Source organism: Crossiella sp. CA-258035 (assembly GCF_030064675.1).
Classification (GTDB): domain Bacteria; phylum Actinomycetota; class Actinomycetes; order Mycobacteriales; family Pseudonocardiaceae; genus Crossiella.
Genome location: NZ_CP116413.1, coordinates 287,383 through 313,418, shown reverse-complemented (window position 1 = coordinate 313,418; position 26,036 = coordinate 287,383). Strand labels below are relative to the sequence as shown.

Annotated in this window: 21 protein-coding genes; 11 read left to right on the top strand and 10 right to left on the bottom strand. The window is 71.3% G+C overall.

From position 1 onward, the window contains the following. Positions 1 to 40: 40 nt before the first annotated feature. The gene (locus N8J89_RS01540; RefSeq protein ID WP_283662579.1) at positions 41 to 2,365 is read right to left on the bottom strand and encodes a sodium-translocating pyrophosphatase; all 2,325 of its coding nucleotides are present in this window, start codon (positions 2,363 to 2,365) and stop codon (positions 41 to 43) included. A gap of 362 nt (positions 2,366 to 2,727) precedes the next feature. Between N8J89_RS01540 and N8J89_RS01535 the strand changes: the two genes are divergently transcribed. After that, positions 2,728 to 5,064 carry a DEAD/DEAH box helicase gene (locus N8J89_RS01535; RefSeq protein WP_283666059.1) on the top strand — a complete coding sequence of 779 codons (2,337 nt, stop codon included), beginning with the start codon at positions 2,728 to 2,730 and terminating at the stop codon, positions 5,062 to 5,064. On the opposite strand, the gene N8J89_RS01530 is transcribed toward N8J89_RS01535, so the two are convergent. The 8 genes from N8J89_RS01530 to ssd all read right to left on the bottom strand — a co-directional run bounded on the left by N8J89_RS01530 (position 5,042) and on the right by ssd (position 11,987). Continuing rightward, complete coding sequence (locus tag N8J89_RS01530) at positions 5,042 to 5,668, bottom strand: bifunctional DNA primase/polymerase (protein ID WP_283662578.1); 627 nt, start codon at positions 5,666 to 5,668, stop codon at positions 5,042 to 5,044. The two genes, N8J89_RS01535 and N8J89_RS01530, sit on opposite strands and share 23 nt — an antisense overlap. Before the next feature lie 314 nt (positions 5,669 to 5,982). Further along, positions 5,983 to 6,525: an Rv3654c family TadE-like protein gene (locus N8J89_RS41820; protein WP_502868403.1), complete on the bottom strand. Its 543-nt coding sequence runs from the start codon at positions 6,523 to 6,525 to the stop codon at positions 5,983 to 5,985. Further along, a complete protein-coding gene (locus N8J89_RS01525) occupies positions 6,522 to 7,235 on the bottom strand; it encodes a TadE family type IV pilus minor pilin (protein WP_283662577.1) in 714 nt (237 codons plus the stop codon). The genes N8J89_RS41820 and N8J89_RS01525 overlap by 4 nt, the downstream gene beginning before the upstream one ends. Further along, positions 7,232 to 7,432, bottom strand: coding sequence for a DUF4244 domain-containing protein (locus N8J89_RS01520; protein WP_283662576.1), 201 nt, complete (start codon positions 7,430 to 7,432; stop codon positions 7,232 to 7,234). The genes N8J89_RS01525 and N8J89_RS01520 overlap by 4 nt, the downstream gene beginning before the upstream one ends. A gap of 848 nt (positions 7,433 to 8,280) precedes the next feature. Beyond that, positions 8,281 to 8,985: a type II secretion system F family protein gene (locus N8J89_RS01515; protein WP_283662575.1), complete on the bottom strand. Its 705-nt coding sequence runs from the start codon at positions 8,983 to 8,985 to the stop codon at positions 8,281 to 8,283. Continuing rightward, complete coding sequence (locus tag N8J89_RS01510) at positions 8,937 to 9,767, bottom strand: type II secretion system F family protein (protein WP_283662574.1); 831 nt, start codon at positions 9,765 to 9,767, stop codon at positions 8,937 to 8,939. The genes N8J89_RS01515 and N8J89_RS01510 overlap by 49 nt, the downstream gene beginning before the upstream one ends. After that, positions 9,764 to 10,921, bottom strand: a complete 1,158-nt coding sequence (locus N8J89_RS01505; RefSeq protein WP_283662573.1) for a TadA family conjugal transfer-associated ATPase — start codon at positions 10,919 to 10,921, stop codon at positions 9,764 to 9,766. The genes N8J89_RS01510 and N8J89_RS01505 overlap by 4 nt, the downstream gene beginning before the upstream one ends. Before the next feature lies 1 nt (position 10,922). Continuing rightward, positions 10,923 to 11,987, bottom strand: coding sequence for a septum site-determining protein Ssd (gene ssd, locus N8J89_RS01500; RefSeq protein WP_283662572.1), 1,065 nt, complete (start codon positions 11,985 to 11,987; stop codon positions 10,923 to 10,925). Between the two features lie 971 nt (positions 11,988 to 12,958). Here ssd and N8J89_RS01495 point away from each other — a divergent pair. From N8J89_RS01495 to murQ, 9 genes are all read left to right on the top strand, one after another. Beyond that, the gene (locus N8J89_RS01495; RefSeq protein WP_283666058.1) at positions 12,959 to 13,813 is read left to right on the top strand and encodes an HAD-IB family hydrolase; all 855 of its coding nucleotides are present in this window, start codon (positions 12,959 to 12,961) and stop codon (positions 13,811 to 13,813) included. A gap of 484 nt (positions 13,814 to 14,297) precedes the next feature. After that, positions 14,298 to 15,596, top strand: a complete 1,299-nt coding sequence (locus N8J89_RS01490) for an ABC transporter substrate-binding protein (RefSeq protein ID WP_283662571.1) — start codon at positions 14,298 to 14,300, stop codon at positions 15,594 to 15,596. After that, positions 15,593 to 16,429 carry a carbohydrate ABC transporter permease gene (locus N8J89_RS01485; RefSeq protein ID WP_283662570.1) on the top strand — a complete coding sequence of 279 codons (837 nt, stop codon included), beginning with the start codon at positions 15,593 to 15,595 and terminating at the stop codon, positions 16,427 to 16,429. Before N8J89_RS01490 ends, N8J89_RS01485 begins: the two co-directional genes overlap by 4 nt. Next, positions 16,426 to 17,280 (top strand): carbohydrate ABC transporter permease, encoded by an 855-nt coding sequence (locus N8J89_RS01480; protein WP_283662569.1) that lies wholly within the window; start codon positions 16,426 to 16,428, stop codon positions 17,278 to 17,280. The genes N8J89_RS01485 and N8J89_RS01480 overlap by 4 nt, the downstream gene beginning before the upstream one ends. A 164-nt stretch (positions 17,281 to 17,444) precedes the next feature. Then, positions 17,445 to 19,163, top strand: coding sequence for a glycoside hydrolase family 3 protein (locus N8J89_RS01475; RefSeq protein ID WP_502868470.1), 1,719 nt, complete (start codon positions 17,445 to 17,447; stop codon positions 19,161 to 19,163). A 17-nt stretch (positions 19,164 to 19,180) separates the two neighbouring features. Further along, entirely contained in the window at positions 19,181 to 20,449 is a 1,269-nt protein-coding gene (locus N8J89_RS01470; protein ID WP_283666056.1) for an exo-beta-N-acetylmuramidase NamZ family protein, read from the top strand. 9 nt (positions 20,450 to 20,458) lie between these two features. Next, positions 20,459 to 22,198 carry a serine hydrolase gene (locus tag N8J89_RS01465; RefSeq protein ID WP_283662568.1) on the top strand — a complete coding sequence of 580 codons (1,740 nt, stop codon included), beginning with the start codon at positions 20,459 to 20,461 and terminating at the stop codon, positions 22,196 to 22,198. 445 nt (positions 22,199 to 22,643) lie between these two features. Then, positions 22,644 to 23,579: a MurR/RpiR family transcriptional regulator gene (locus N8J89_RS01460; protein ID WP_283662567.1), complete on the top strand. Its 936-nt coding sequence runs from the start codon at positions 22,644 to 22,646 to the stop codon at positions 23,577 to 23,579. Further along, on the top strand, positions 23,576 to 24,508 hold the full coding sequence (murQ, locus tag N8J89_RS01455) for an N-acetylmuramic acid 6-phosphate etherase (RefSeq protein ID WP_283662566.1): 933 nt from the start codon (positions 23,576 to 23,578) through the stop codon (positions 24,506 to 24,508). Before N8J89_RS01460 ends, murQ begins: the two co-directional genes overlap by 4 nt. A gap of 15 nt (positions 24,509 to 24,523) precedes the next feature. On the opposite strand, the gene N8J89_RS01450 is transcribed toward murQ, so the two are convergent. Beyond that, entirely contained in the window at positions 24,524 to 25,279 is a 756-nt protein-coding gene (locus N8J89_RS01450; RefSeq protein WP_283662565.1) for a Fic family protein, read from the bottom strand. 113 nt (positions 25,280 to 25,392) lie between these two features. On the opposite strand from N8J89_RS01450, the gene N8J89_RS01445 reads away from it, so the two are divergent. Beyond that, a complete protein-coding gene (locus N8J89_RS01445; protein ID WP_283666055.1) occupies positions 25,393 to 25,998 on the top strand; it encodes a GNAT family N-acetyltransferase in 606 nt (201 codons plus the stop codon). Positions 25,999 to 26,036: the final 38 nt, after the last annotated feature.

Sequence of the window (26,036 nt, the reverse complement as noted above, 5' to 3'; positions counted from 1 at the left end):
GGGCCGCATCTCTCTAGCTGTGCCGCTCAGGCTGTGCTGGTCAAACGGTGCCGTTGGCGACCTTCTCGCCGTCGGCCGGGCTGTCCTCGGCGATGGCGGTGCCGCGCCGCTTGGACACGACCACCGCGGCCACGATGATCACCACGGCCACGATCGCGATCGCCGCCCGGATGGCCGGGGAGGCGTCCGCGCCCACGGACAGGGTGATGATCGCCGGGGCGATGAGCACCGCGACCAGGTTCATCACCTTGATCAGCGGGTTGATCGCCGGGCCCGCGGTGTCCTTGAACGGGTCGCCGACGGTGTCGCCGATGACCGTCGCGGCGTGCGCGTCGGAGCCCTTGCCACCGTGGTGGCCGTCCTCGACCAGCTTCTTCGCGTTGTCCCATGCGCCACCGGAGTTGGCCAGGAACACCGCCATCAGCGTGCCGGAGGCGATGGCGCCCGCCAGGTAGCCGGCCAGCGGGCCGACACCGAGGCCGAAGCCGACCGCGATCGGGGCCAGCACCGCGAGCAGGCCGGGGGTGGCCAGCTCACGCAGCGAGTCCCTGGTGCAGATGTCCACGACCTTGCCGTACTCCGGCTTGGTGGTGCCGTCCATGATCCCGGGGTTCTCCCGGAACTGGCGGCGCACCTCGAACACGATCGCGCCCGCGGCCCTGGTGACCGCGTTGACAGCCAGGCCGGAGAACATGAACACCACGGCCGCGCCGATGATCAGGCCGACCAGGATGCCGGGGCCGAAGACGACGAAGTCCACCTCCGCGAAGGCCTGCCCGGCGCCGGCGAGCGCCTGCTTGATCGCATCGGTGTAGGAGCCGAACAGCGCGGTCGCGGCGAGTACCGCGGTCGCGATCGCGATGCCCTTGGTGATCGCCTTGGTGGTGTTGCCCACCGCGTCCAACTCGGTGAGGATCTGCGCGCCCTCGCCGTGCACGTCGCCGGACATCTCGGCGATGCCCTGGGCGTTGTCCGAGACCGGGCCGAAGGTGTCCATCGCGACGATGACGCCGACGGTGGTCAGCAGACCGCAGCCGGCCAGCGCGATCGCGAACAGCGCGACCGTGATGGAGCCGGAGAGCAGGAACGCGCCGTAGACCGCGCCGCCGATGACGATGGCGGTGTAGACCGCGGACTCGAAGCCGACCGAGATGCCGGCCAGGATCACGGTGGCCGCGCCGGTGAGCGAGGTCTTGCCGACGTCCTTGACCGGGCGGTACTCGGTGCCGGTGAAGTAGCCGGTCAGCCACAGGATGACCCCGGCGAGCACGATGCCGATGATCACCGCGATGGCCGCGACCATGGCCGGGTTGCCCGCGGTGGCCGCGATCTCCTCGGAGACGCCGGTGAGGCCGGTGAAGCTGCTGGGCAGGAACGCGAAGGCCGCGATCGTGCACAGCACCGCGGAGATGATCGCGGAGATGTAGAAGGACCGGTTGATCGCGGTCAGCCCGCTCTCCCCCGCCCTGGCCTTGGTGATGTAGACGCCGAGCACCGCGGTGAGCACGCCGATGGCGGGCACGATCAGCGGGAACAGCAGGCCCTGCGAGCCGAAGGCCGCGGTGCCCAGGATCAGCGCGGCGACCAGGGTCACCGCGTAGGACTCGAACAGGTCGGCGGCCATACCGGCGCAGTCACCGACGTTGTCGCCCACGTTGTCCGCGATGGTGGCGGCGTTGCGCGGGTCGTCCTCGGGGATGTTCTGCTCGACCTTGCCGACCAGGTCGGCGCCGACGTCGGCGGCCTTGGTGAAGATGCCGCCGCCGACACGCATGAACATGGCCAGCAGCGCGGCGCCGAACCCGAAGCCCTCCAACACCTTCGGGGCCTGGCCCACGTACACCAGCACGACCAGCGCGGCCCCGAACAGGCCGAGGCCGACGGTCATCATGCCGACCACGCCGCCAGTGCGGAAGGCGATCTTGGTGGCCTTCTCCCGGCCACCGGCGCCCTCGTTGGCCGCGGCCGCGACCCGGACGTTCGCGCGGGTCGACAACCACATGCCGAGGTAGCCGATCGCCGCGGAGAACACCGCGCCGATGATGAAGAACAACGAGCGGCCGAACCGCTCGGTCCAGTCCTCCGCGGGCAGCGCGAACAGCAGCAGGAACACCAAGACGACAAAGATGCCAAGGGTCCTGAACTGCCGGTTCAGGTAGGCCGCTGCTCCTTCCTGCACCGCTTTGGCGATCTCCTGCATCTTCACGGTGCCCTGGCCTGCGGCCAAGACCTCGCGGAGCAGGACGTACCCAATGACTAGGGCGGCGAGGGCGACTACCGCGACGATCGCGACAATGCCGCGTTCGCCCCCGGTGAGCACCAGCTCCGCCGCCCAGTTGCCCTGGGCGAGGCTGTGGGGGGACATCCGTCCTCCTGCTTCTCCGTGGTCCGTTGCGCCAGGAGCCGGGCATGTGCGTCCGCTCTGACGCGTGGTGAGTCACGCGCGCCACCATCGCGGCGGTGCGACGGAGGCGGAGTCTATTGGCAAGGTCACAGGGCCTTGCGGGGCGTCCCTTGTCAAATACCTAGAGTCACTTGGCGAGGGTCTCGCTAGACCGTTCAAGTGGCCTGAGCTGTGGATCTTGGTCCGTTCGGGGATCGGCGCGAACCGACGGTGTGCTGTGTCAGGCTGCTGTGGTGGGCGCGGGAACGGAGCGGGCGGCGGAGACCGGGCGGCGGCACGGTCGCGGCGGCGGACTGCTGGACCGGGTGGCCGGTGGCCTCCCGATGGAGTCCTCGCCGTTGACCCATGTGGCCGAACTGCCGGAACGCGTTGCCGCGCATACGGACTGGCCGGACTGGGCGGCCCGGCCGTTGATCGAGAAGCTGACCGACTGCGGGGTGCCGCGACCGTGGTCGCACCAGGCGGAGGCGGCGGAGCTGGCGTGGTCGGGCAGGCATGTGGTGATCGCCACCGGCACCGCCTCCGGCAAGTCGCTGGCCTACCAGCTGCCGGTGCTGTCCCGGTTGCTCGCCGACCCGAAAGCGACCGCGCTGTACCTGTCCCCGACCAAGGCGCTGGGCGCGGACCAGTTACGTGCGGTGAAGGAGCTGGACCTGCCGGGGGTGCGCCCGGCCTCCTTCGACGGGGACACCCCGATGGTCGAGCGGGACTGGGTCCGCGCGCACGCCAGATGGATCTTCACCAACCCGGACATGATCCACCGCGGCATCCTGCCGGGGCACCAGCGCTGGCGCGCGTTCTTCCGCAGGCTGTCCTTCGTGGTGATCGACGAGTGCCACAGCTACCGCGGCCTGTTCGGCTCGCACGTGGCACTGCTGCTGCGCCGCCTGCGCCGGATCGCGGCCCGCTACGGCGCGAACCCGACCTTCGTGCTCGCCTCGGCCACGGTCTCCGACCCGGCCGCCTCGGCGGGCAGGCTCACCGGCCTGCCCTGCGCCGGCGTCACCGAGGACGCCTCCCCGGCCGGCCCGCGCACGATCGCGCTGTGGGAGCCCCCGCTGCTGCCCGAACTGGCCGGTGAGAACGGCGCCCCGGTCCGCCGCTCCGCGGGCGCCGAGTCGGCCCGGATCATGGCCGACCTGGTCCTGGCCGGCGCTCGCACACTGGCGTTCGTGCGCTCCCGCCGGGGCGCCGAGCTGACCGCGATGGCCGCCCGCCGCCACCTCGCCGACATCGACATGGACTCCGCGGCCAGGGTCGCCGCCTACCGCGGCGGCTACCTCCCGGAGGAACGCCGGGCCCTGGAAACCGCGCTGAGCACCGGCGACCTGCTCGCGGTCGCCACCACCAACGCCCTGGAGCTGGGCGTGGACATCGCGGGCCTGGACGCGGTGCTGATCGCGGGCTACCCCGGCACGCTGGCCTCGTTCTGGCAGCAGGCGGGCCGCGCGGGCCGCGACGGCCAGGGCGCGCTGGTCGTCTTCGTCGCCAACGACGACCCGCTGGACACCTACCTGGTGCACCACCCCGAAGCGATGCTCTCCCGCCCGGTGGAGGCCACGGTCCTGGACCCGGCGAACCCGTACGTCCTTGCCCCGCAACTGGTCTGCGCCGCCGCCGAACAACCCCTCACCGAGGACTGCCTGCCCGCCTTCGGCGGCGAGACCGCCCGCCAGGTGATCGACTCCCTGGTCGCCGACGGCCACCTCCGCCGCCGCCCGGCCGGTTGGTACTACGCCGACGTCCGCCCACCGCACAGCGAGGTGGACATCCGCGGCTCCGGCGGCGACAAGATCTCGGTGGTGGAGGCCGACTCCGGCCGCCTGCTCGGCACCGTCGACCCGGACTCCGCCTGCGCGGTGGTGCACCCCGGCGCCCTGTACCTGCACCAGGGCCAGTCCTACGTGGTCGACGAGCTGGACCTGGACAACCACCTGGCGCTGGTGCACGCCGAGTCCCCTGACTGGACCACAATGGCGAGCACGACGGTCGAGATCACGGTGGTCCGCACCTTGGAGCAGCGCCACTTCCCGGCCCCCGCGAGCGCTTCCGCGGCGAGCGGGGTGCGGGTCTGCCTCGGCGAGGTGGAGGTCACCGCCCAGGTCGTCGGCTACCTGCGCCGCCGCCCTTCCGGCGAGGTGATCGACCGGGTGCCCCTCGACCTGCCCGCGCAGTCCCTGCCCACCAGGGCGGTCTGGTACACGGTCTCCGATGAGCTGCTTCGGAGCAGCGCACCGGGGGGCGCCGGTCTCGATCCGGCGCGCATCCCCGGTGCGCTGCATGCAGCCGAGCACGCTGCGATCGGCCTGCTACCGCTGTTCGCGACCTGTGACCGTTGGGACATCGGCGGCGTGTCCACCGCTCTGCACGCTGACACCGGGGAGGCAACGGTGTTCGTGCACGATGGGCATCCCGGAGGAGCCGGTTTCGCCGATCGCGGCTTTGCCGCGGTGGTCCCGTGGTTGATCGCTACGCGGGAGGCAATCGCTGCCTGCGAGTGCCCGGCTGGTTGCCCATCCTGTGTCCAGTCGCCGAAGTGCGGCAACGGTAATGAACCGCTGGACAAGGCGGGCGCGGTGGCCGTGCTGGACGCCGTACTGGGAGTGCTGCCCCACGACGTCCCGTCGGCCACCCCAGTCAGTGGGACCGTTCCGAGCTGACCAGCTCGGCGACCCCGGCAAGCATGTCGTCACGAAGGGCTTCGGTGATGGCGTCCTGCACGACGCGGGACTCGGGCAGGTTCCAGTTGCAGATCTGCGGCTTGACCCGCCAGTGCACCACGCCGTGCTGGAACGGCGAGGGCGGCAGCGGGATCCAGCTGCCCTTGCCCAGCAGCGCGATGTCGGACCGCTCGGCCAGCGCGTCCCGCAGCGGCTCCCCGGCGGTGGTCAGGAACAGCCACTTCCCGGTCGGCGTGGCCGCGATCGGCACCGGCCCACCGGCCACCCGCAGCGCCGTGGCCGCCCGGCGACCCAGCTCCGCGTCGACCTCGATGGCGTCCAGCACGACACCCGTGGCCAGCAGCAGCGAGTAGGGACGCCCGGTCCACCACGAGGCGACCTGGTCGGCCTTGGTGCCGATCCGCTCCTGCCAGTCGCGGTGCACCGGCACCGGTCCCTCGGCCTGCACACCATCGCGGCCCGCCCACTGCGAGCCCGCCGGATAGGTGCCGGGCAGCACCGGCCAGCCGCGGAACGCGAGACCGATGGCCTCCGCCCGCAACTCGATCCGGAATGCGCTGCGCCAACTATCCGACCAGTCCATGTCGCCTCCTACTGCAACCAAAGCCTTCACCTACAAGAAACGGCACCACCCCCAGTGGACGTAACCGCGAAGTCGACCACCGGTCGGTACGGCACGGCGAGTAACGCAGACCACAAGCAGGACGGAACCCGCCCTCCACCGTTGACCGCGACCCACAAACCCGTGTAATGGCGCCGATTGCCCGCTCATCGCCGCTCGATGACCGCTCATCGCAGCCGGCGCCGTTCACACTTCGGCCGGACCAGCCCGCGCCCGCGCGCTCGTCGCGCCGAACATCGACAACACTCCAGGCAACTCCACCTCCACCCGCACCGTCACCACCCATCCGTCCACCGCACACTCCGCCAACCGACCCCCATCTCCCCCGCCACCCGCCCCGCCGCCGCACATCCCCGCCCCGCCACCACCTGCCCAGCGCCACCAAGGGCAGCAAGATCAGCCGCCGCCTCCGCCCGCCGCCGAGCAACCACCACCGCCCCCAGATGCACCACAACCACCGCCGCAGCCAGCAACACCACCACCAACGCCACCGCGAGCACAGTCGCGACTCCTTGGTCGCCGCCACGGGTGCTCTGATCGCCGAGGGCGAGTCCGTCGCTGCCACGGGTGCCTCGGCCACCGCGGGCTTGTTCGCCACTGCCGCAAGTGCGTAGGTCACGGCGAGCGCGTTCGTTCCCGCCGCAGGCGTGTTGGCCCCCGCGGGCGCGTTCGCCGCCGTCGCGGATGTGTTGGTCGCTGCCGCGGGTGTGCTGGTCATCGCCGCGGGTGTGCTGGTCATCGCTGCGGGGGCGGAGGCTGCCACGGCGGGCGCGTGGGTCGCCGCAGCGGGCGGGCCAGCGGTGTGGTCGACCACTCACTGCGGCCAGCCGGTGGTCGGGAAGGGCGGTGGCAGTGGCGGAGCGGATGGGCTGGTGTCCGGAGATGTGCTGGAGCAGTTCGTCGTTGGTTGGGCGCGCGGGTGGGTGCGCGCGGGCAGGCACGCGTGCGCGCGCTGGCTCGCGGGTGGATGCGCGTCCGGGAGATCGGGTAGCCATGGGTTCGCGAGCGTGCGGGTGCCCGCACAAGTGAGAGCGATTCTGCACGACGATATGAGTGCACGTGTGTCTGTGTTCGCGATGCCCGGATACGCCGGGGCGAGCGTCCCAGCGGGTGAGGCGTCGCCTCCCTGGTCGCTACCGGAAGCGGGTAATCGTCCCGCAGGTATCTCGTCACCGGTCTGCTCAGCGGGCTGTTCCAGCAACGCGAAGGCAGTGCCTCGCAACGGGAACGGCAACAGCTTGCCGAGTGGTCGCGCCACAACCTCCACCCGGACCGCATCGCCCTCGAACCGCGTGGACAGCTGCACCTCGTTCGGCACCATCGTCCGCACCACTTGCTCGGCGCGCTCCGGTTCACCGCGCGCGATCAGCCGTGCCGCCTCCTGCGCCGCGTCCACACACCGCAACTGCGTCAGGACCGCCTGGAAACCGGCAATCGCAAGCCCAACCACCAGAAAGATGGCCCCGATGGCGATAGCCGACTCAATGGTGACCGATCCGCGATCACCGTTCAGTCGCCGACGGGTCACTTGTCCACCGTCAACGATCCTCGAACCAAGTCGGTGATCAGATCGACCACCCAATCTTGCTTGCAGACGAAGAGCAGACCCCCGGCGAGCACTGCGGCGACAGTCATGGACAACGCGTACTCAACCGAGACCGTTCCGTCGTCGGCCTGGCAGAAGCGCGGAAAGGGCTTGGGCAGAAGGAATGTCTCAGGTAGCACGCTTGCCTCCGAGTAACTTGTCCACTGGGGACGGGCGGTCGCCGCTGGTGCGGCAGCTCCCACCTTGCTCGCGTTTAGCACTGCCATATGACCGCTCGGGACGATCTGTGGATAGCCGGAGTCGATGTGGATAACTCGCGATCACTGGGGCGCTGGGCGGCGGAATTGTCTTCGCTGGCTGGAAGAATGGAATTTGGGGGGACCCCCGGTCGCGCGCGGGCGGGGAGGCGCGCGGGCGGGGAGGGTGGGACGAACGAAGTTGGTGTGGATCGGAGCCGGGCCAGGGCGGACTGGAGCGGAGCGAACAGGGCGGGGCGGGACGGGCATGGCGGCTGCGGCAGGCAGGCCGGCGGTCGTGGGCTGGGCGTGTGAGACCCGGTGCCCGGTGTGCGGTGTGCGGGGGTGCTTGTGAGGCCTGGACTTTGTGGGCGGGGCCTGGGCTTGGGTTTGGGGCGTGAAGCGCCTTGCAGGCTCGCTGCGTGGGGCTCGTGCGTGGGCCGGACGAGAGACGTGGGGCCGAGCCGGGGCGCAGAGGCCGGAGCGCCAGGGCTGAGCGCGTGGGGTGCGAGGTTTGCGGTTGGCTTAAGGAGTGGGTGCGAGTTCGAGTGGGGGCGCGGTGCAGTTGGACGTGGGCATCGGTGTGCTGGTGTGCCTCGGCGTGCTGTCCGGTGTGGGGAGTTGGTGCTGCCGGGAACGCTGTGGCGCGGCGCTGAGCGGGTGGGTGCCCGCTAAGTGACGTGTGGGACCACCGACGTGTCAACGGACTGCTTGGCGGAGCTTGAGTGCCGCGGGAAGGGGCGATGGAGGTGGGCCTGTTCCGGTGTGGTCGCGCGGGTGGGGCTTTGGAGTTACGGGGAGAAGAGGGTTTGGGCTAGGCCTAGGACGGTGGGGGCTATGCCTAGGCAGAGGAAGGCGGGGAGGAAGCAGAGGGCCAGGGGGGCGGTGATGAGGACGGTGGCGCGCTGGGCTCGGGCTTCGGCTTGGTGTTCGGTTTCGGTGCGGATTTGGGTGGCGAGGTTGGTTGCCGTGTCGGCGAGGGCGGCGCCGGAGCGGGCGGTGTGGCGGGCGGCGCGGGCGAGGCGGGACAGGGCTGGGAGGTGGGTGGCTGGGGTCCAGGCCTGGTCGGGGGTGGCGCCCAGGGTGAGGAGGGCGGCGGTGTCGTTGAGGGCGGTGGCGGGTGGGCCGGTCAGTTCGGCGGCGGAGAGGCGCAGGGCTTGTGGGATGGGGAGGCCGGCGCGGAGGCAGGCGGCCAGCAGGTCGCAGGCGGTGGCCAGGGACAGGGGGTCTTGGGGTGGGGGTTGGGTGGCGCGGTTGTGGAGGGCGTGGCTGATCAGTGCGACTGTGGCGGACAGGGGGAGGCTCAGGGCTGGGTGGAGGCCGATGAGGAACGCCGTGGTTGCGGTTGCGAGGGCTAGAAGTGTTGGTAGGAGTGGGATTCGGCGGGTTTGACGGGGTGTGGGTGGGAGGTTGAGGCGGGCTCGGTGGTTGGGGCGGGGTGGCAGGGTCAGGAGGGCGAGGGCGAGGAGGAGTGCTGCTGCGGCGTGGGTTGGCATGGTGGGTTTCTGGGTTGGGGCGGGATGGGGTGGGTGGTGTTGCTGGTCAGGCGGGCGCTCCATTCCAGGCCGGTGCAGATCAGCAGGGCGCCTATGGGGAGCAGGAACTGGCCTGCTGGGGTTGCGGTGAGGACGTGCAGGGGGTGGGCGTTCATGGCTTCGCCCAACAGGATTCCGAGCGCGGGCAGGGTGGCGAGGATGGTGGCGGTTGCTCTGGCGCCTGCCAGGCGGGCCTCGACCTGAGCGGTGAAGCGGGTTCGCTGTTCCAGGTCTCGGCGTTCGGCGTCCAGCAGTTCGGCCAGCGGGATGCCGTGGTTGTGGGCGGTGTTCCAGGCGCGGAGCAGGCGGTTGTCGGTGTGACTGGGGTGAGCGCCCAACCGGGCAGCGGTGGCCAGGGCGGTCAGGGTGGGGATGACGACTGGGTCGGCTTCCTTGGCGACTGCTTCGGCGGCCAGGGCTGGGTGGGTACCGGTGCGGAGCTGGGTCACCAGCAGGTTGAGGGTGTCGGCTCGGGCGGTGTCGATGTGGCGGGCCTTGCGGTGCTCGCGGGTGCGGGTGTGGTGGCGGTGCAAGGTCCAGGTGAGGGCTGTTGCGGCCAGCAGGCCGCCGATTCCAGCGAGCAGGGTTGCCAGGACGGGTGGGATCAGCAGGAGCGGGCGGGTGGGGTGGATTCGGCGTTGCCGGGGCGGGGGTGGGTGGAGTTGGGCCAGGCGGTGGTGGCTGGTTCTGGGGGGCCAGAGCAGGACGGCGAGGGCTAGGCAGAGGGCTGCGGCTGGGGTCATGCGGTTGCCGGTTCTCGGGTGCGGAGCAGAGTGGTGAGGCGGGTTTTGGCGGCCGACCAGCCTTGGTTTTGTTGCCAGGCGGGCACTATGCGGATGTAGTCGTCGGCGCGGTCCAGGACGCCGATGGCCGCGAGAACTCGGTTGCCCTGGTCGTCGCGGCGCAGGTGCAGGACTACCTGCAGGGCGGCGCTCAGCTGGCTGTGCAGGGCCGGGCGGGACAGGCCGCCGAGCGCGGCGAGGGCTTCCAGGCGGGCGGGGACCTCGGTGGGTGAGTTGGCGTGCAGGGTGCCGGCGCAACCCTCGTGGCCGGTGTTCATGGCCGCGAGCAGATCGGCGACTTCGGCGCCGCGGGCCTCGCCGAGGACCAGGCGGTCGGGGCGCATGCGCAGGGCTTGGCGGACCAGCTCGTGCAGGGTGATCTCGCCCGCTCCCTCGATGTTGGGTGGGCGGGCAACCAGGCGGACCACGTGTGGGTGGGCGGGGTGCAGTTCTTCGGCTTCCTCGACGGTGACTATTCGTTCGCCTCGGTCGACGCAGCCGAGCAATGCGTTGAGCAGGGTGCTCTTGCCGGAGCCGGTGCCGCCGGTGATGAGGAAGCTCAGGCGGGCTTTGACCATGCGGCGCAACAGGTTCTCGGTGGGTTCGTCGACGGTGCCGAGCTCGCGCAGGGTGGTGAGGTCGTGCGTGGCGGGTTTCAGCGCGCGGAGTGAGATGCAGGTGCCGCCGGCGGCGATCGGGAACAGGGCGGCGTGCAGCCGGACACCGCCGGGGAGCCAGCCGTCGACGAACGGTTGGGCGTCGTCCAGGCGGCGGCCCGCGGCCAGTGCCAGTCGCTGGGCCAGGCGGCGGACGGCGTCCTCGTCGGGGAGCACGACCTCGGTGCGGGTCAGTCCGTGGCCGCGGTCGACCCACACCCGGCCAGGGCCGGTGACCAGCACGTCGGTGGTGCCTTCCAGGCGCAGCAACGGTTCCAGCGGGCCGGCGCCGATGAGTTCGCGATCGAGCAGGCGGAGGGTGTCGAGCAGATCGGCGTCGGTGACCAGACCGCCGGTCTCGGCGCGGACGGCGTCGGCGAGGGAGGCCGGGGTGAGGGCGCCGCCGAGGCGGGCGACCCTGGTGCGCACCCGGTCGATGAGGCCCGGATCGACTTCCATGTCAGTCTCGGCCGTCCTCGGCGCGGTCGAGGACCCGGCGGGCGGCGCGGGCCAGTGGGCCGCGGGGCCGGTGGGGCAGGCCGCCGGTGTCCAGGGCGGCTTCCAGGCCGCTGAAGGGCCGCATGGTGACCAGGGCGGGGAGCCGGACGGCGGCTTCGACATCGCGGACGGACAGGCCGGTGGGCGCCGGGCCACGGACGACCATGGCCAGCGGGGTGCCGCGCTGCCTGGCGCGCTCGGCGACGCGGGCCGCGGCGGTGCACGCGCGGACCTCGGCGGGGACGACGAGCACGGCCAGGTCGGCGGTGTCCAGGACGGTGCGGGAGGCCTGGTCGAAGTGGCGGGGCAGGTCGCAGACGACGGTGCCGCCGCCGCGGCGGCCAGCCTCTAGCACCTGGTCGACGGCCTGTGGTTCCAGTTCGGCGGTCTGGTCGTCGCAGGAGAGCACGGTGAGCTGGTTACGGCCGAAGCGGGGCAGGGCTTTGCGGAGGGTGGTGCTGGCGAGGTTGCCGCGGTTCACCGTGATGCCGGACCAGCGGACGCCCTCGCGTTTCTCGCCGCCGAGCACGAGTTCGAGGCCGCCGCCGAGCGGGTCGCAGTCCAGCAGCATGGACGGGTTGCCGCGGTCGGCGGCGGTGAGGGCGAGGGCGGCGGCGAACACCGAGGCACCTGCGCCGCCGCGGCCGCCGAGCACGGCGATGACGCGGCCGTCCGGTTCGTCCTCGACCTCGTCGGCTCGGGCCAGTGCGGCGGAGAGCCAGGGTTCGGCTTCGGTGAGGCAGCTGACCTGTTCGGCGCCGACGGCCAGGGCGCGGGCCCAGATGTCCGGCGGCGGGTCGGTGCGGCAGAGGACGTAGATGCCGTTGCGGCGGGGCATGCCAGCGGTGGCGCACTGGGTGAGGCCGTCGTCGTCGAGCACGACCAGCGGGGCTCGGGCCCAGCGCTGGCGGGCGGCGGTGAGGTCGGGGACGCATTCGACGTCGCGGCCGGCGGCGGCCGCCACGCGGAGGACCTCGTCGAGCAGGGTGTCCTCGTTGACCATGACCAACGGGCGGGTTTCTGGCATGTGTCCCCCTGGGGTGGTGCCGCGGGTTGCGGGTGTGGGTCCACCGTGGCGGGGTTGGGGGGCGGGATCCAGCGGGTGGGTTGGGGGCTGTGGATAGGTGGGGTGTTGGGGATAAGTCGCGATCTTGGAGGGGATTTTGGCTGGTTGGGGGCGTGGGGTGGGGCAGGCTGGAAGTGGGGATCCCCTCGCGCGCGGGCGGGCGGTAGATGAGGTGGCGGGGTGGGGGCAAGCGGGACGGGGTGGGTTAGGCAGGGCGAGCCAGCGCGGGGCGGGCTGGGGCGGGGCGGGCTGGGGCGGGGCGGGCTGGGGCGGGGCCGGGCTGGGGTGGGGTGCTGGGAGGGAAGCGGGAAGGGCAGGGCTGCGCGGCTGGGGGGCGGCGCAGGCGGGGGGCGGGCGTGGCGGGGGTGAGGGTCGTGGGCGAGGCACGTGCCACGGAACGGTGGCGGCGGCAGGGCGGGTGAGGTGGGTCGTGCGGCGGGGCGATGGCAGGCGGCGTGCGTCGGGGCGGTGGTGACGCGAGACGGGGCAGGCCGGATGCGTGGTGACGGGGTGGTTTGGCCAAGCGGTGACGGGGCGCGGGGCGGTGAGCCGCGTCGTGTGGTGACGCGGCCTGCGGCTAGACGGGCCCGGGGCGCTGGGTGGCGAGGCGCGGCGGGCGCAGGAGCGCGGCGTGACGTCAGGCGGCGCAGCGGGGCGCGGGGCGCGGGTGTGCGGTGGGGGCCGGGTTCTGGCAAGTTGGAGAGTGACTTGGGTGGTCACTGTGCGGAACCGGGTCCGGACATGGGACGACCCCCGCCAGGGGGGAGGGACGGGGGTCGTCAGGAGTTCAGCCCCGGGGGGTCGGACTGAACTCATCCGGCTCAGCCGGACGCGTCTACTGTATCCCCCCGTGGGTGGGTGATGCTTCTCGTCCGTTCGAGCGACACGGCTCGCAACCGCATCGCTATCTGGCTGACACCTATGCTGGTCGGGTGACCGAACCTCGTGGCAATGGCATCAGCGCTGCTGGCAAGCGGGTTGCCGCGTTCTTCGACCTGGACAAGACGGTTATCGCGAAGTCCAGCACGCTTGCCTTCAGCAGGCCCTTCTTCCAGGAGGGGTTGATCAATCGGCGGGCGGTGCTCAAGAGCGCGTACGCGCAGTTCGTGTTCATGCTGGCTGGGGCGGATGCGGACCAGATGGACCGGATGCGGGCGCACATCACCGCGTTGTGCACCGGGTGGGATGTGGAGCAGGTCCGGTCGATCGTGGACGAGACCTTGCACGACATCGTCGATCCGCTGGTCTACGCCGAGGCGACGCAGCTGATCGGGGAGCACAAGCAGGAGGGGCATGACGTGGTGGTCGTGTCCGCTTCTGGTGCGGAGATCGTGGCGCCGATCGCGAAGATGGTGGGGGCCACGCACTCGGTCGGTACCCGGATGGTGGTTACCGAGGGTCGCTACTCTGGAGATGTCGACTTCTACTGCTACGGCGAGAACAAGGCCGTCTCGGTGCGGGAGCTGGCCGAGGTGCACGGGTACGACCTGAGCGCCTGTCACGCCTACTCCGACTCGATCACCGATCTGCCGCTGCTGGAGGCCGTTGGGCATCCGACGGTGGTGAACCCGGACCGTGCGCTGCGGAAACTGGCCGCGCAGCGGGGCTGGCCGGTGTTGACCTTCTCCGATCCGGTGTCGTTGCGGGCCCGGATCCCGACGCCTTCGGGCACCACGGTGGCGGCCGCGGCGGTGGGGCTCGGGGTGGTCGCGGCGGCGGGTGCGGCCTGGTACGGGATACGGCGGCACCGGCGTGGGCGGGCCGGCAATACTGAGTCCGGCGACTGATCCGCCTCGGGGATTGACCTGCGCCTGATGGGCCGCAACGGGGCGGGTGTCCGACACCTTCCGTTTATCCCCGGCTCTGAAACGGTGCACCCGTCTGAGCCCTTGCTGTGACCGCCCTCACGGACTACACATGGAGGTGCGGACCTCAACTGGCCAGGGCTGATACGAAGAGAAGTACCAGCCACCCCACTGGGCTCCGTGCGTGAACAGCGGGCACCCACGCGCAGCACGCCGCGGGAGGCTTGTCGTCTAGGGGCTACGTACCGGGACGCCGGACGTCGAGCTCAGGTTTGTACGACACGAGATGCACGCTTGGTAACCTGTCTGTTCACGCAGTTGGTGGCGCCCTCGGCGGAAGCCGTTGGGCGCCACCATCGCGTTCGAAGGAAAACGGAATTCGGGGGACACCGCTCGGATGGGCGTAGCCACAACCGCCGCGGCTTCTCTAGCGTCCGCCACGACAGGCGGGACTGGGGGAGGCGGGATGCGGTCGGTGCGCGGGATCGGCGCCCTGTTCGCGGTGCTGCTCGTGCTGTGCGCCTGCGCGCCGGGCGTGCCTGAGGCGACCGCGCCCACCGACGCCCGGCCGGCGAGTCCGGACCAGTTGCGCGGGGTGGAGCTGGACTACCTGTACTTCACCGACGGGGCCGATGAGATCGCCACTCGGCAAACGATTGAGAAGTTCGAGATCGCCACCGGCGCGCGGGTGAACCTGCAGCTGGTCGCCTACGCCGACCTGGAACGCACGTTGCAGGCGCGGATCTCCGGTGGCAACGCCCCTGATGTGGCGCGCACCCAGGACCTCAACCCCTACCGCGCGGACCTGCTCGATCTGCGGCCCTACCTGGCCGATCCGACCTTCCCGGAGGCGTTCCTGCCCGATGCCACCCGTGCGGTGCGCGGTCCTGGCGGGGAGTTCCTGGGGGCGCCCAGCGATCTGACGTTGAACGGGCCGTTCGTGAACCTGGACCTGTTCGCCAAGGCCGGGGTGCCGGTGCCGGAGCGGTGGAGCTGGACCGAGCTGGTGGACGCGGCGGAGAAGGTGCGCAAGGCGACCGGCACGCCGTACGCCATCGCGATGGACAAGTCGGGGCACCGGCTCTCCACCATGCTCAGTCAGTTCGGCACCACCTTCTTCGATCTGGAAGGCCGTCCCGCGCTGGCGGTGGAGCGGGCGGCGGAGGCGTTGAAGCTGTTCGCCGAGCTGCACGCCAGGGGTTCGATGCCGACGGACTTCTGGCTGGAGTCCGGCAGCAGGTACAAGGGCGCCAACGAGATCTTCCTCGCCCAGCACGCCCCGGTGTACCTGTCCGGGAACTGGCAGGTCAGCCAGTTCGCCAAGACCAGCCAGTTCCGCTGGGCCGCCGCGCCGAACCCGTGTGCGGCGCGCTGCGGCGGCTTCCCCGGCGGCAAGTTCATGGTCTCGTTCAAGCAGGCCAAGCATCCGGCGGCGGCGGTGGCGTTCATCGAGTGGATGAACGGGGCGCAGCGGCAGCGGGAGCTGGCGGCCAAGGCCCAGTTCCTGCCCACCCGCAAGGACCTGGTGACGCCGGGGATCAGCTATCCGGAGCGGGTGGACGACATGCGGGTCTTCCTGGCCGAGGCGAAACTGGTGCCGGCGGAGGCGTACACGACGAACTCCTCGGCGGCGTTCGTGCGCACGGCGAACGCGTTGCGGGACGAGGTCGGCAAGATGCTGGCCGGGCGGAGCTCGCCGGATGACGCGGCGCGGACCGTGCGCCTGGTCAGCGAGCAAGCGTATGCGGAGGTCAGTGGGCGGTGACCGGGCGGCGGGTCGGGTGGGGGCAGCGGCTCGCGCCGTACCTGTTCCTGCTGCCGAACCTGCTGATCTTCGGGGTCTTCACCATCTACCCGGCGCTGAACAGCGTCAACATCAGCTTCTACGACAGCCGCAACGGCCGCACCTTCCGCCCGGTGGGCCTGGAGAACTACCGGCGGCTGCTCTCCGATGACCAGTTCTGGGCCGCGGTGCAGAACACGGTGGTGTTCGTGCTGGCCTACGTGCTGATCTCGGTGCTGGCCGCGCTGGGGCTGGCGATGCTGCTCAACCGGCGGCTGCGGGGCCGGGGGTTCTTCCGGGCGACCTTCTTCCTGCCGATGGTGCTCTCCCCGGTGGTGGTCGGCCTGGTGTGGGGCTGGCTGCTGGAGGGGCGCGGCTGGCTGGTCGACCCGGTGCTGGCGATGGTCGCCGCGGTCGGCGTCGGGGTGTGGATCCACCTGGGCTTCTACACGTTGATCCTGCTGGCCGGGTTGCAGGCGATCGATCCGCACCTGCACGAGGCGGCCGCGCTGGACGGGGCCGGGGCCTGGCAGCGGTTCCGGCTGCTCACGGTGCCGTTGTTGCGGCCGACCACGCTGGTGGTGCTGGTGCTGGCCACCATCGCCGGGTTCCAGTCCTTCGACTTCCTGTACAGCCTCACCGGCGGTGGTCCGCTGGGCGCGACCACGCTGATCGTGCAGTACATCTACCGGCGCGGGTTCGAGCCGCCGGTGAGCTACGGGCTGGCCTCGGCCGGGTCGGTGCTGCTGTTCCTGGTGATCTTGCTGGTCACGCTGGTGCAGTTCGGGCTGGCCCGGCGCAGGGAGGCGGTGTGAGCAGGCCGCGCTGGACCGGGGTGGGCGCGCGGCCGGCGCCTGCGGTGGGGCGGGTGTTCGCCTACGCGGGGCTGGTCGCGCTGGCGCTGGTGGTGCTGGCGCCGGTGGTGTGGACGGTGTTGTCCTCGTTCAAGACCAGCACCGAGCTGGCGTTGCGGCCGCCGCGGCTGCTGCCGGAGAGCTTCCGGCCGGACAACTACGTGGACGCGCTGGGGCGCTTCAACTTCGTCATCTACCTGCGCAACAGCGTGCTGGTCACGGTGGCGGCGACGGTGCTGACGCTGGTGGTCAACACGATGGCGGCCTACGCGCTGGCCAAGTACAACTTCCGCGGCCGGACCACGCTGTTCCTGGTCATCCTGGGCACGATCATGGTGCCGTTGCAGGTCATCTTCATCCCGGTCTACCAGGTGGTGGCCGACCTGGGGCTGGTGAACTCGTTGTGGGGCCTGATCATCCCGGCGGTGGCCACGCCGACCGGGGTGTTCCTGCTGCGGCAGTACATGCTGACCATCCCGGACGAGCTGATCGAGGCGGCCCGCATCGACGGGGCCGGGGAGCTGCGGATCTTCCTCCGGGTGGTGCTGCCGCTGTGCCGCCCGGCGCTGGCGGTGGTGGCGATCTTCTCGGTGGTGTGGCGGTGGAACGACTTCCTGTGGCCGCTGGTGGTGGCCCAGGACGAGCACACCTACACCTTGCAGGTGGCGCTGGCGCGCTTCGCCGCGGAGGAGGTGGTCCCGGTCAACCTGATCATGGCGATGAGTGTGGTGACAATGGCACCCGTGTTGGTGGTTTTCCTGTTGATGCAGCGGCAAATCGTGCAGGGCATCGCACAGACCGGGTTCAAATGAGGCCGTACGGGCGTTGACCCGTTCGGATCACGTCAGTAACTTGCAGGCAATCCAGTCCTTTTTGTGAAGAGTTTCCCAAACTCGATCTGACCAGGGAGGCAACGGTGCACCAGGTACGCCGGCCCCTCGCGGCGGCGCTGTCGGCGCTGACCGCGGTCACCGTCATGGGGGTCTTCCCCGCGAGCGCGGCACCGGACTCGGCGCAGGCCACCGGGGAACAGGCCGCGGCGGCGCGGATGCGCGGCATGTCCCTGGAGGAGAAGGTCGGGCAGCTCTTCGTCACCTATGCCTACGGACCGAACGCGGACTCCCCGCACCCGAAGAACCGGACCGAGTTCGGCGTGGACACGCCCGCGGAGGTGGTGCGCAAGTACCACCTGGGCGGGGTCATCTACTTCAACTGGACGGACAGCTTCGTCAACCCGAAGCAGGTCGCCGCGCTGTCCAACGGGTTGCAGCGGGCGGCGATGAGCAGCGGGGCGCGGTTGCCGCTGCTGATCTCCACTGACCAGGAGCAGGGCGTGGTCACCCGCCTGGGCTCCCCCGCGACGCTGTTCCCCGGCAGCATGGCGCTGGGCGCGACCAGGGACGCCGAGCTGGCCAGGCAGGCCGCCGCGATCACCGGGCGGGAGCTGCGCGCGGTCGGGATCAACCAGAACTTCGCGCCGGATGCCGATGTCAACGTCAACCCGGCCAACCCGGTGATCGGGGTGCGCAGCTTCTCCAGCGACCCGAGCCTGGTCTCGCAGCAGGTGACCGCGCAGGTCAAGGGCTACCAGCAGGGCTGGCTCGGGCAGAACGTCTCGGCCACGGTGAAGCACTTCCCCGGCCACGGCGACACCAACCAGGACAGCCACTACGTGCTGCCGGAGATCAACCACACCCCGGAGCAGTGGGCCGCGCTGGACGCGCCGCCGTTCCAGGCCGCGATCAAGGCGGGCGTGGACTCGATCATGAGCGCGCACATCGTGACGCCGAAGCTGGACGACTCGGGTGAGCCGGCCACGCTGTCGAAGAAGATGCTCACCGACACCCTGCGCGGCAAGCTCGGCTACCGCGGCGTGATCATCACCGACTCGCTGCAGATGGAGGCGGTGCGGCTCAAGCACCCCGACGCCGAGATCCCGGTGATGGCGCTCAAGGCCGGCGTGGACGTGCTGCTGATGCCGAAGAACCTGGACGTGGCGATCAACGCGGTGCTCAAGGCGGTGCGCAGCGGGGAGATCAGCGAGCGGCGGATCGACGAGAGCCTGCTGCGGGTGCTGCTGCTCAAGCTCAAGCGCGGCGCGCTGACCCACCCGCTGGTGGATGAGTCCAAGGTGGACTCGATCGTGGGCATCCCCGAGCACCTGGCCACCGCGCAGCAGGTCACCGACCGCACGGTGACCGCGGTGCGCAACGAGGCGAACCTGCTGCCGCTGACGGCCAAGCCGGGCAAGGTGCTGGTGACCGGCTGGAGTACGGCGAACGCGCTCGCGCCGCGGCTGGCCGCGCGCGGGGTGACGCCGACGGTGCAGGTCACCGGGGAGAAGCCGGCCGAGGCGACCATCGCCAAGGCGGTGGCCGCGGCGCAGGGCCAGGACCTGGTCGTGGTGCTGACCAACCGGGCGACCACCGACGCGCAGCAGCGGGAGCTGGTCAAACGCCTTGCCGCGACCGGGAAGCCGATCATCGGGGTGGCCGTGCGCGACCCGTACGACGTGGCCATCGAGGACGCCAGGACCTGGCTGACCACCTACTCCACCACCGCGGTGTCGATGGAGTCGCTGACCAAGGTGCTCTTCGGCGAGATCGCGCCCAGCGGCAAGCTGCCGGTGAGCGTGCCGGTGGTCGGCAACCCGGCGCAGACCAAGTACCCGTTCGGTTTCGGCCTCAGCTGGTGACGGGAGAAGACTCCACAATGGACGGTGTGAGCAGACGCGGTTTCTTAGCCGCCTCGGCCCTGTCGGTGCCGCTGCTGACCGCCGGATCCGCGCTGGCCGAGCCCGAGGGCGGCGGCCGGGGGCGGGTGCGGACCGGGGCGGACCGGTTGGCGGACAACGACTTCGCCCAGCTGAAGGGTCGCAGGGTCGGGGTGGTGACCAACCCGACCGGGGTGCTCTCCGACGGGCTCGGGCACCTGGTGGACGCCATGGTGACCTCGGGTTCGGTGAACCTGGTCGGCGTGTTCGGCCCCGAGCACGGTTTCCGCGGCACCGCGCAGGCCGGTGGCTCCGAGGGCGAGTACGACGATCCGCGCACCGGGGTCCGGGTCTACGACGCCTACGGGGCGACCGCGGTGAAGCTGGCCGAGATGTACCGCAAGGCCAACGTCGAGGTGGTGGTCTTCGACATCGCCGACGTGGGTGTGCGGTTCTACACCTACATCTGGATGCTCTACACCGCGATGCACGCCGCCGTGCTCACCGGCGCGGCGGTGCTGGTGCTGGACCGGCCCAACCCGATCGGTGGGCAGGCGCACGGCCCGCAGCTGGACCCGAAGCACGCCTCCGGGGTGGGCCGCAAGCCGATCGCGCTGCGGCACGGCATGACCATGGGCGAGCTGGCCCGGCTGTACAATGACACCTTCCTGCCCGCCGAGACCGGCAAGCGGGTCGAGCAGCTCGACGTCGTCCAGGTTCGGAACTGGCGGCGGGAGACGCTGTTCGCCGGCACCGGCCTGCCCTGGGTGCCGCCGAGCCCGAACATGCCCACGCCGGAGACCGCGCTGGTCTACCCGGGCACCTGCCTGTTCGAGGGCACGCTGCTCTCGGAGGGCAGGGGCACCACGCGGCCGTTCGAGACCATCGGCCTGCCCAAGATCGACTGGAAGTGGGCGGAGGCGCTCAACGCGCTGGGCCTGCGGGGCGTGGTGTTCCGCGAGAACTACTTCGTGCCCACCTTCAACAAGCACGTCAACGTCAGCTGCGGCGGCGTGCAGCTGGTCATCACCGATCCGCGCGCCTTCGACCCGATCCGGGCCGGGGTGGCCATGATCGTGGAGGCCAAGCGGCTGTACCCGGGGCTGTTCGGCTGGCGGCCGGACAACTTCATCCACAAGCTCTGGGGCACCGAGCGGCTCAAGGACATGGTCGACCGCGGCGCGGGCACCGCGGAGATCGTCGGCTCCTACGCGCAGGAGCAGGCCGAGTTCCGCAAGCACCGCGCCCAGTACCTGCTGTACCGCTGAGGGGGATCCATGCGTCGCCGGATGATCGTGCCCGCGCTGCTGCTCGCGCTGCTCACCGCGGGTCTACCGGCCTCGGCCGGGCCGGTGGGCGAGGGTGGCGGGGTGTCCGGCCGCTTCGACCGCCCGCATCCGGGCTTCGCGCCCGTCTGGACCACCCTGCGCGAGTCTGCCCCGGAGCGCGCGGGGCTGGACCCGGCGCCGATCAACGCCGCGCTGGCCAAGATCAAGGGCTGGACGCAGCCGCAGGGCGCGGCGAAACCGCTGTTCGCGGGCGCGGTGACGCTGCTGGCGCACGACGGGCGGATCGTCACCAGGACCGCCACCGGCCAGGCGCTGCGCTACGCCGACGGCGCCGGGACCGAGCTGCCGCCGGAGCAGCAGGCGCCGATGCGCACCGACACGATCTTCGACCTGGCCTCGATCTCCAAGCTGTTCACCTCGATCGTGGTGATGCAGCAGGTCGAGGCCGGCCGGGTGGACCTGGCCCGCACGGTGGCCAGCTACCTGCCCGAGTTCGCGGCCAACGGCAAGGCCACGATCACGGTCGAGCAGCTGCTCACGCACACCTCGGGGCTGCCGCCGTTCCTGCCGCTGTGGCGGGACCACCCGGACAAGCCGAGCCGGATCCTGGCCGCGCTCACCGCGAAGCTCCAGCAGCCGCCCGGCAAGGCCTACATCTACTCCGACCTGAACCTGATCGCCCTCGGCGTGCTGGTGGAGAAGGTCACCGGCGACCCCCTGGATGTGCTGGTGCGCAAGGGGATCACCGGACCGCTGGGCATGCGGGACACCGGCTACAACCCGGCGGCCAGGGACCGCACCGCGGCCACGGAGTTCATGACCGTGCCGGCCCGCGGCATGGTGCGCGGTGAGGTGCACGACGAGAACGCCTGGTCCCTCGGCGGGGTCGCCGGGCACGCCGGGGTCTTCGGCACCGCCGACGACCTCGCGGTGCTGGGCCAGGCCATCCTCAACGGCGGCACCTACCGGGGGCACCGGATCCTGCGCGAACGCACGCTGCGGCAGATGATGACCAACCACAACACCGGCTTCCCGGACAACGCGCACGGCCTGGGCTTCGAGCTGGACCAGCGCTGGTACATGGAGGGCCTGTCCAGCCCGCGCACCGCGGGGCACACCGGGTTCACCGGCACCTCGCTGGTCATCGACCCGGTGTCCCGGTCGGTGGCGGTGCTGCTGTCCAACCGGGTGCACCCGTCGCGGGCCTGGGGCTCGAACAACCCGGCCCGCCGCGCGCTGGCCCAGGGCTTCGCCCAGTCGCTGGCGGTCAGGCCCAGGCACGGCGCGGACGCCTGGTTCGCCGCGGTCAGCGAGGAGCAGTCCGCCGAGCTGCGCGGCCCCGCGCTCTACCAGCGCGGCCCGGCCCGGCTGGGCTTCAGCGCGTTCGTCGACACCGAGGCCACTGACAAGCTGACCGTGGAGGCCAGCGTGGACGGCGGGGCGAGCTGGCAGCCGCTGAGCCTGACCGCGAGCGGCCCCGGCGCGCCGGCGGGGGCGGTGACCGCGCTGGCCGGTTCGGGCCACCGGGCCTGGTGGCGGATCTCCGCCACGCTGCCCGAGGCCGCCTCGGTGACCCTGCGCTGGCGCTACGCCAGCGACAAGCAGTACACCGGCCGGGGCGTGTTCCTGGACGGCATCCGGGTCAGCGACCACCGGGGCCTGCTGCTGGACGGCGAACGGCACCCCGAGCAGCTCTCCGCGCGGGGCTGGAGCGCGGTCAGCCGATGACGATGTGGTGAAGCACTCACCACCTTCCCCGACCCGTCCGCACCGGGCACAACACGTACCGGTGTCGGAACGGGTTCGGGCACGTCAACCCCTGGTCCCGGGGGTGACACCGGGGCGTAACGATTCGGAGTCACGAACGGCCTAATCCGGTTGGCCGACTACTCCGAACGGAGTCCGGCGGGGCATTGTGTGCACCAGGCCGATGATCTTGGCAGACTTAAGGAAGATCTGACATTCGAGGGCCCGGTCAGCCACCCTGACCTGCGATCGAACATGAATCCGCGGTGTCGTTCGATCGAAGGACATCGGTGACATTTTGCCCTTTTTCAGTTACCGAAAGTTCTTCCTCAACATCCCGCAGTAACGGGGTTACAGTGGGGTGAGACGGCAGGAAGACACCAGATGACCTGTTGATTCTCCGCCTAACTGTTAGTAAGTTTCCGACATGGCCTCTTCCCTTGGCTCGGCCCCGGACATCGCTGACGCGAGTCCGTTGGTACGGATCCGCTCCCTGTTCCCGGGACTCGCACGGGCCGAGCAGCGAGTGGCCCAGGTGGTGCTCGGCGACCCCGCCGTGGTCGCGCACCGCTCCATCACGGAGGTCGCTGAGGCCGCGGGCACCAGCGAGACCACCGTCACCCGCTTCTGCAAGGCCATCGGCGTCGGCGGCTACCCGGACCTGCGCATCGCGCTGGCCGCGGACACCGCGCGCACCGCGGCCCGCGCCGACCGGGACCTCGGCAGCGACATCGGCCAGGGCGACGACCTGCGCCAGGTGGTCAGCAAGGTCTCCTTCGCCGACGCCCGCGCGGTCGAGGAGACCGCGGACCAGCTGGACGTGGTCGAACTGGAGAAGGTCGTGGAGGCGATGTCGGCCGCCGGCCGGGTGGACGTCTACGGCGTGGGCGCCAGCGCCTTCGTCGCGATGGACCTGCAGCAGAAGCTGCACCGGATCGGCCGGATCAGCTTCGCCTGGAGCGACACGCACATAGCGCTGACCTCGGCCGCGGTGCTGTCCAAGGGCGATGTCGCGGTGGGCATCTCGCACACCGGAGCCACCGCGGACACCGTGGAGGCGCTGCGGGTGGCCCGCGGCCGGGGCGCGACCACGGTCGCGCTGACCAACTTCCCGCGCTCGCCGATCGCCGAGGTCGCCGACTACGTGCTGACCACCGCGGCCAGGGAGACCACCTTCCGCTCCGGCGCGACCGCCAGCCGGATCGCCCAGCTCACCGTGATCGACTGCCTGTTCGTCGGGGTGGCCCAGCGCCACCACGAGTCGGCCACGGCGGCCCTGGAGGTCACCTTCGAGGCGGTCAGCGGGCACCGGCTCGGACCGCGCCCCGACGGCAGGCGCCGTCAGCGGGAGACCGGCAAATGAGCTTTCCCGCACCGCGCCCCTCGGTCCGGGTGGACTCGCCAACGGAGCGCCGCAACCCCCGCACGCACGAGCTCGACCAGCTGCCCACGGTGGACGTGCTGCGCATGATCAACGCCGAGGACCAGCTGGTGCCCGGCGCGGTCGCGGAGGTGCTGCCGGAGCTGGCCAGGGCGGTGGACTTCGCGGTGGAGGCGCTGCGCTCGGGCGGCCGGGTGCACTACGTGGGCGCGGGCACCTCGGGCCGGCTGGCCACGCTGGACGCGGCCGAGCTGGTGCCCACCTTCAGCACCCCGCCGGACTGGTTCATGGCCCACCACGCCGGTGGCGCGGCCGCGCTGCGGCAGGCGGTGGAGGACGCCGAGGACAACGTGGCGGCCGGCGCCGCGGTGATCGAGGAACACGCCTCCCCCAAGGACTTCGTGCTCGGCCTGGCCGCCTCCGGCCGCACCCCGTTCGTGCTCTCCGCACTGGCCGCGGCCCGGCGGCTGGGCGCGCGCACCGGGCTGGTCTCGGCCAACCCGGCGGCGATCGCCGGGGTGGACGTGGACGTGCGGCTGGCCGTGGACACCGGCCCGGAGGCCATCGCGGGCTCCACCAGGATGAAGGCGGGCACCGCGCAGAAGCTGGTGCTGACCGCCTTCTCCACCGCGGTGATGGTGCGGCTGGGCCGGACCTACTCGAACCTGATGGTCAGCATGAAGGCCACCAACGCCAAGCTGCGCGGCCGTTCGCTGGTCATCCTCGGCGAGGCGACCGGGCTGGACGAGAAGACCTGTTCGGCGGCGCTGCTGGCCGCCGACGGCGAGGTCAAGACCGCGCTGGTGTGCCTGCTCTCCGGGGTGGACACCGCGGCGGCCAACCAGGCGCTGCGGGCCAGCAGCGGGCACGTCCGGCACGCGCTGGACAGCCTGCGGGCGGCCACCGCGTAACGCCGGGGCCGCGGCTCAGCCGGCCGCGGCCGCCTCGGCGATCGAGGTGGCTTCCTTGGCGCCGGCTTCCAGGGCCTGGCAGCAGTGCACGATCCAGGCCGCGACCCCGTCCGGCTCGCCGGAGGCGAAGCCGCGGGCGGCGGCCAGGTAGGCCTCCTGGCGCCGCATCCAGGACACCTCGGGCACGCCGAGGCCCTTCATGTCCAGGCCGGTGGCGATGCAGGTGAGCCGGGCGGCCGCGCGCGCGATCACGCCGTTGGCCTCGGCGAAGGGCACCAGGGTGAGCAGCTCGCCGTGCACCACCGCGGCGACCACCGGGCCGGGCACCTTGCTGCCGCCCGCCACCAGCTGGGCCAGCAGGTCCAGCCGGGCGGTGACCGCGGGGTCGGCGGTGGGGCGGCCCAGCAGCTCGGGATCTCCGCCCGGCACCAGGTCGGTGGCGGCCAGCACGTGCATCCGGGCCAGCGCCTGCAACGGGGCGCGCTGCCAGGTGGTCAGCAGCAGGCCGACGGACTCGGCCACCCGCAGCGAACCGGCCAGCACCGGGTCGCTCACCTCGCCCGCGGCCGGGATCTCCGCGCTGCCGCCGTCCAGCACGGCCGAGGCCCTGGCCGCGCGCACGGATGCCTCGGCGGCCGTGGTGGGCCAGCCGCGCCGGTTGGTCGGGTGCCGGTGCACCTCGGCGATGGCGAACCGCGAGGACTCCACCGCCTCGGCCACGCCGGGCAGCTCGAGCAGTGGACGCAACGGATCGGTGGCGAGCGGACTCACGACGGCGGAGCGTACCCGCCGGAGCCGACAACTCGAATTGGCCTGCCGGAATCGCTTCCTGGTGGCCGTTTGGCAGGCCACTGCGGGCTCCTACCGTCAACCGCGTGGACAACATCGACTGGTGGCGCCAACCGACCCTGACCGGCAACCACGTGCGCCTGGAACCGCTGACCCTGGAGCACGCGCCCGGCCTGCACGCCGCGGGCCGCGACCCCTCGGTGTGGACGCACCTGTCCCACCGCTGGCCCAGCGACCTGGTCGCCACCACCGCCTTCGTGCAGTCGCACCTGGCCGCCCAGGCCGACGGCGACCGGCTGGTCTACGCGCAGATCGACCTGGCCACCGGCCGGGTCGCCGGGGTCACCTCCTACTACGAGATCGTGCCCGCGCACCGGGCGCTGGCCATCGGGCACACCTGGATCGGCACGGAGTTCCAGCGCACCGCGCTGAACACCGAGGCCAAGCTGCTGCTGCTGGGCCGGGCCTTCGAGCAGCTGGCCGCGCTGCGGGTGGTCTGGCACACCGACGTGCGCAACGAGCGCTCCCAGCGGGCGATCGAACGCCTTGGCGCGCAACGGGAGGGCCTGCTCCGGCAGCACCGGATCCGGCCGGACGGGACCTTGCGCGACACCGTGCAGTACTCGATGCTCGCCGGTGAGTGGCCGGACGCGCGCGCGGCGTTGCGCAAGCGGCTCGCCGACGCCCCCGCACCCGTCTGACTAGCCACTCTTTGGAGTGAGCATGGCTGGAGTGGTCT

Coding starts and splice junctions, on each gene's coding strand:
- N8J89_RS01470 (WP_283666056.1), top strand. CDS start 19,181: ATGGACGGTGTGAGCAGACGCGGTTTCTTAGCCGCCTCGGCCCTGTCG.
- N8J89_RS01475 (WP_502868470.1), top strand. CDS start 17,445: ATGGGGGTCTTCCCCGCGAGCGCGGCACCGGACTCGGCGCAGGCCACC.
- N8J89_RS01505 (WP_283662573.1), bottom strand. CDS start 10,921: ATGGAAGTCGATCCGGGCCTCATCGACCGGGTGCGCACCAGGGTCGCC.
- N8J89_RS01535 (WP_283666059.1), top strand. CDS start 2,728: ATGGAGTCCTCGCCGTTGACCCATGTGGCCGAACTGCCGGAACGCGTT.
- N8J89_RS01530 (WP_283662578.1), bottom strand. CDS start 5,668: ATGGACTGGTCGGATAGTTGGCGCAGCGCATTCCGGATCGAGTTGCGG.
- N8J89_RS01465 (WP_283662568.1), top strand. CDS start 20,459: ATGCGTCGCCGGATGATCGTGCCCGCGCTGCTGCTCGCGCTGCTCACC.
- N8J89_RS01490 (WP_283662571.1), top strand. CDS start 14,298: ATGCGGTCGGTGCGCGGGATCGGCGCCCTGTTCGCGGTGCTGCTCGTG.
- N8J89_RS01540 (WP_283662579.1), bottom strand. CDS start 2,365: ATGTCCCCCCACAGCCTCGCCCAGGGCAACTGGGCGGCGGAGCTGGTG.
- murQ (WP_283662566.1), top strand. CDS start 23,576: ATGAGCTTTCCCGCACCGCGCCCCTCGGTCCGGGTGGACTCGCCAACG.
- ssd (WP_283662572.1), bottom strand. CDS start 11,987: ATGCCAGAAACCCGCCCGTTGGTCATGGTCAACGAGGACACCCTGCTC.
- N8J89_RS01515 (WP_283662575.1), bottom strand. CDS start 8,985: ATGCCAACCCACGCCGCAGCAGCACTCCTCCTCGCCCTCGCCCTCCTG.
- N8J89_RS01460 (WP_283662567.1), top strand. CDS start 22,644: ATGGCCTCTTCCCTTGGCTCGGCCCCGGACATCGCTGACGCGAGTCCG.
- N8J89_RS01510 (WP_283662574.1), bottom strand. CDS start 9,767: ATGACCCCAGCCGCAGCCCTCTGCCTAGCCCTCGCCGTCCTGCTCTGG.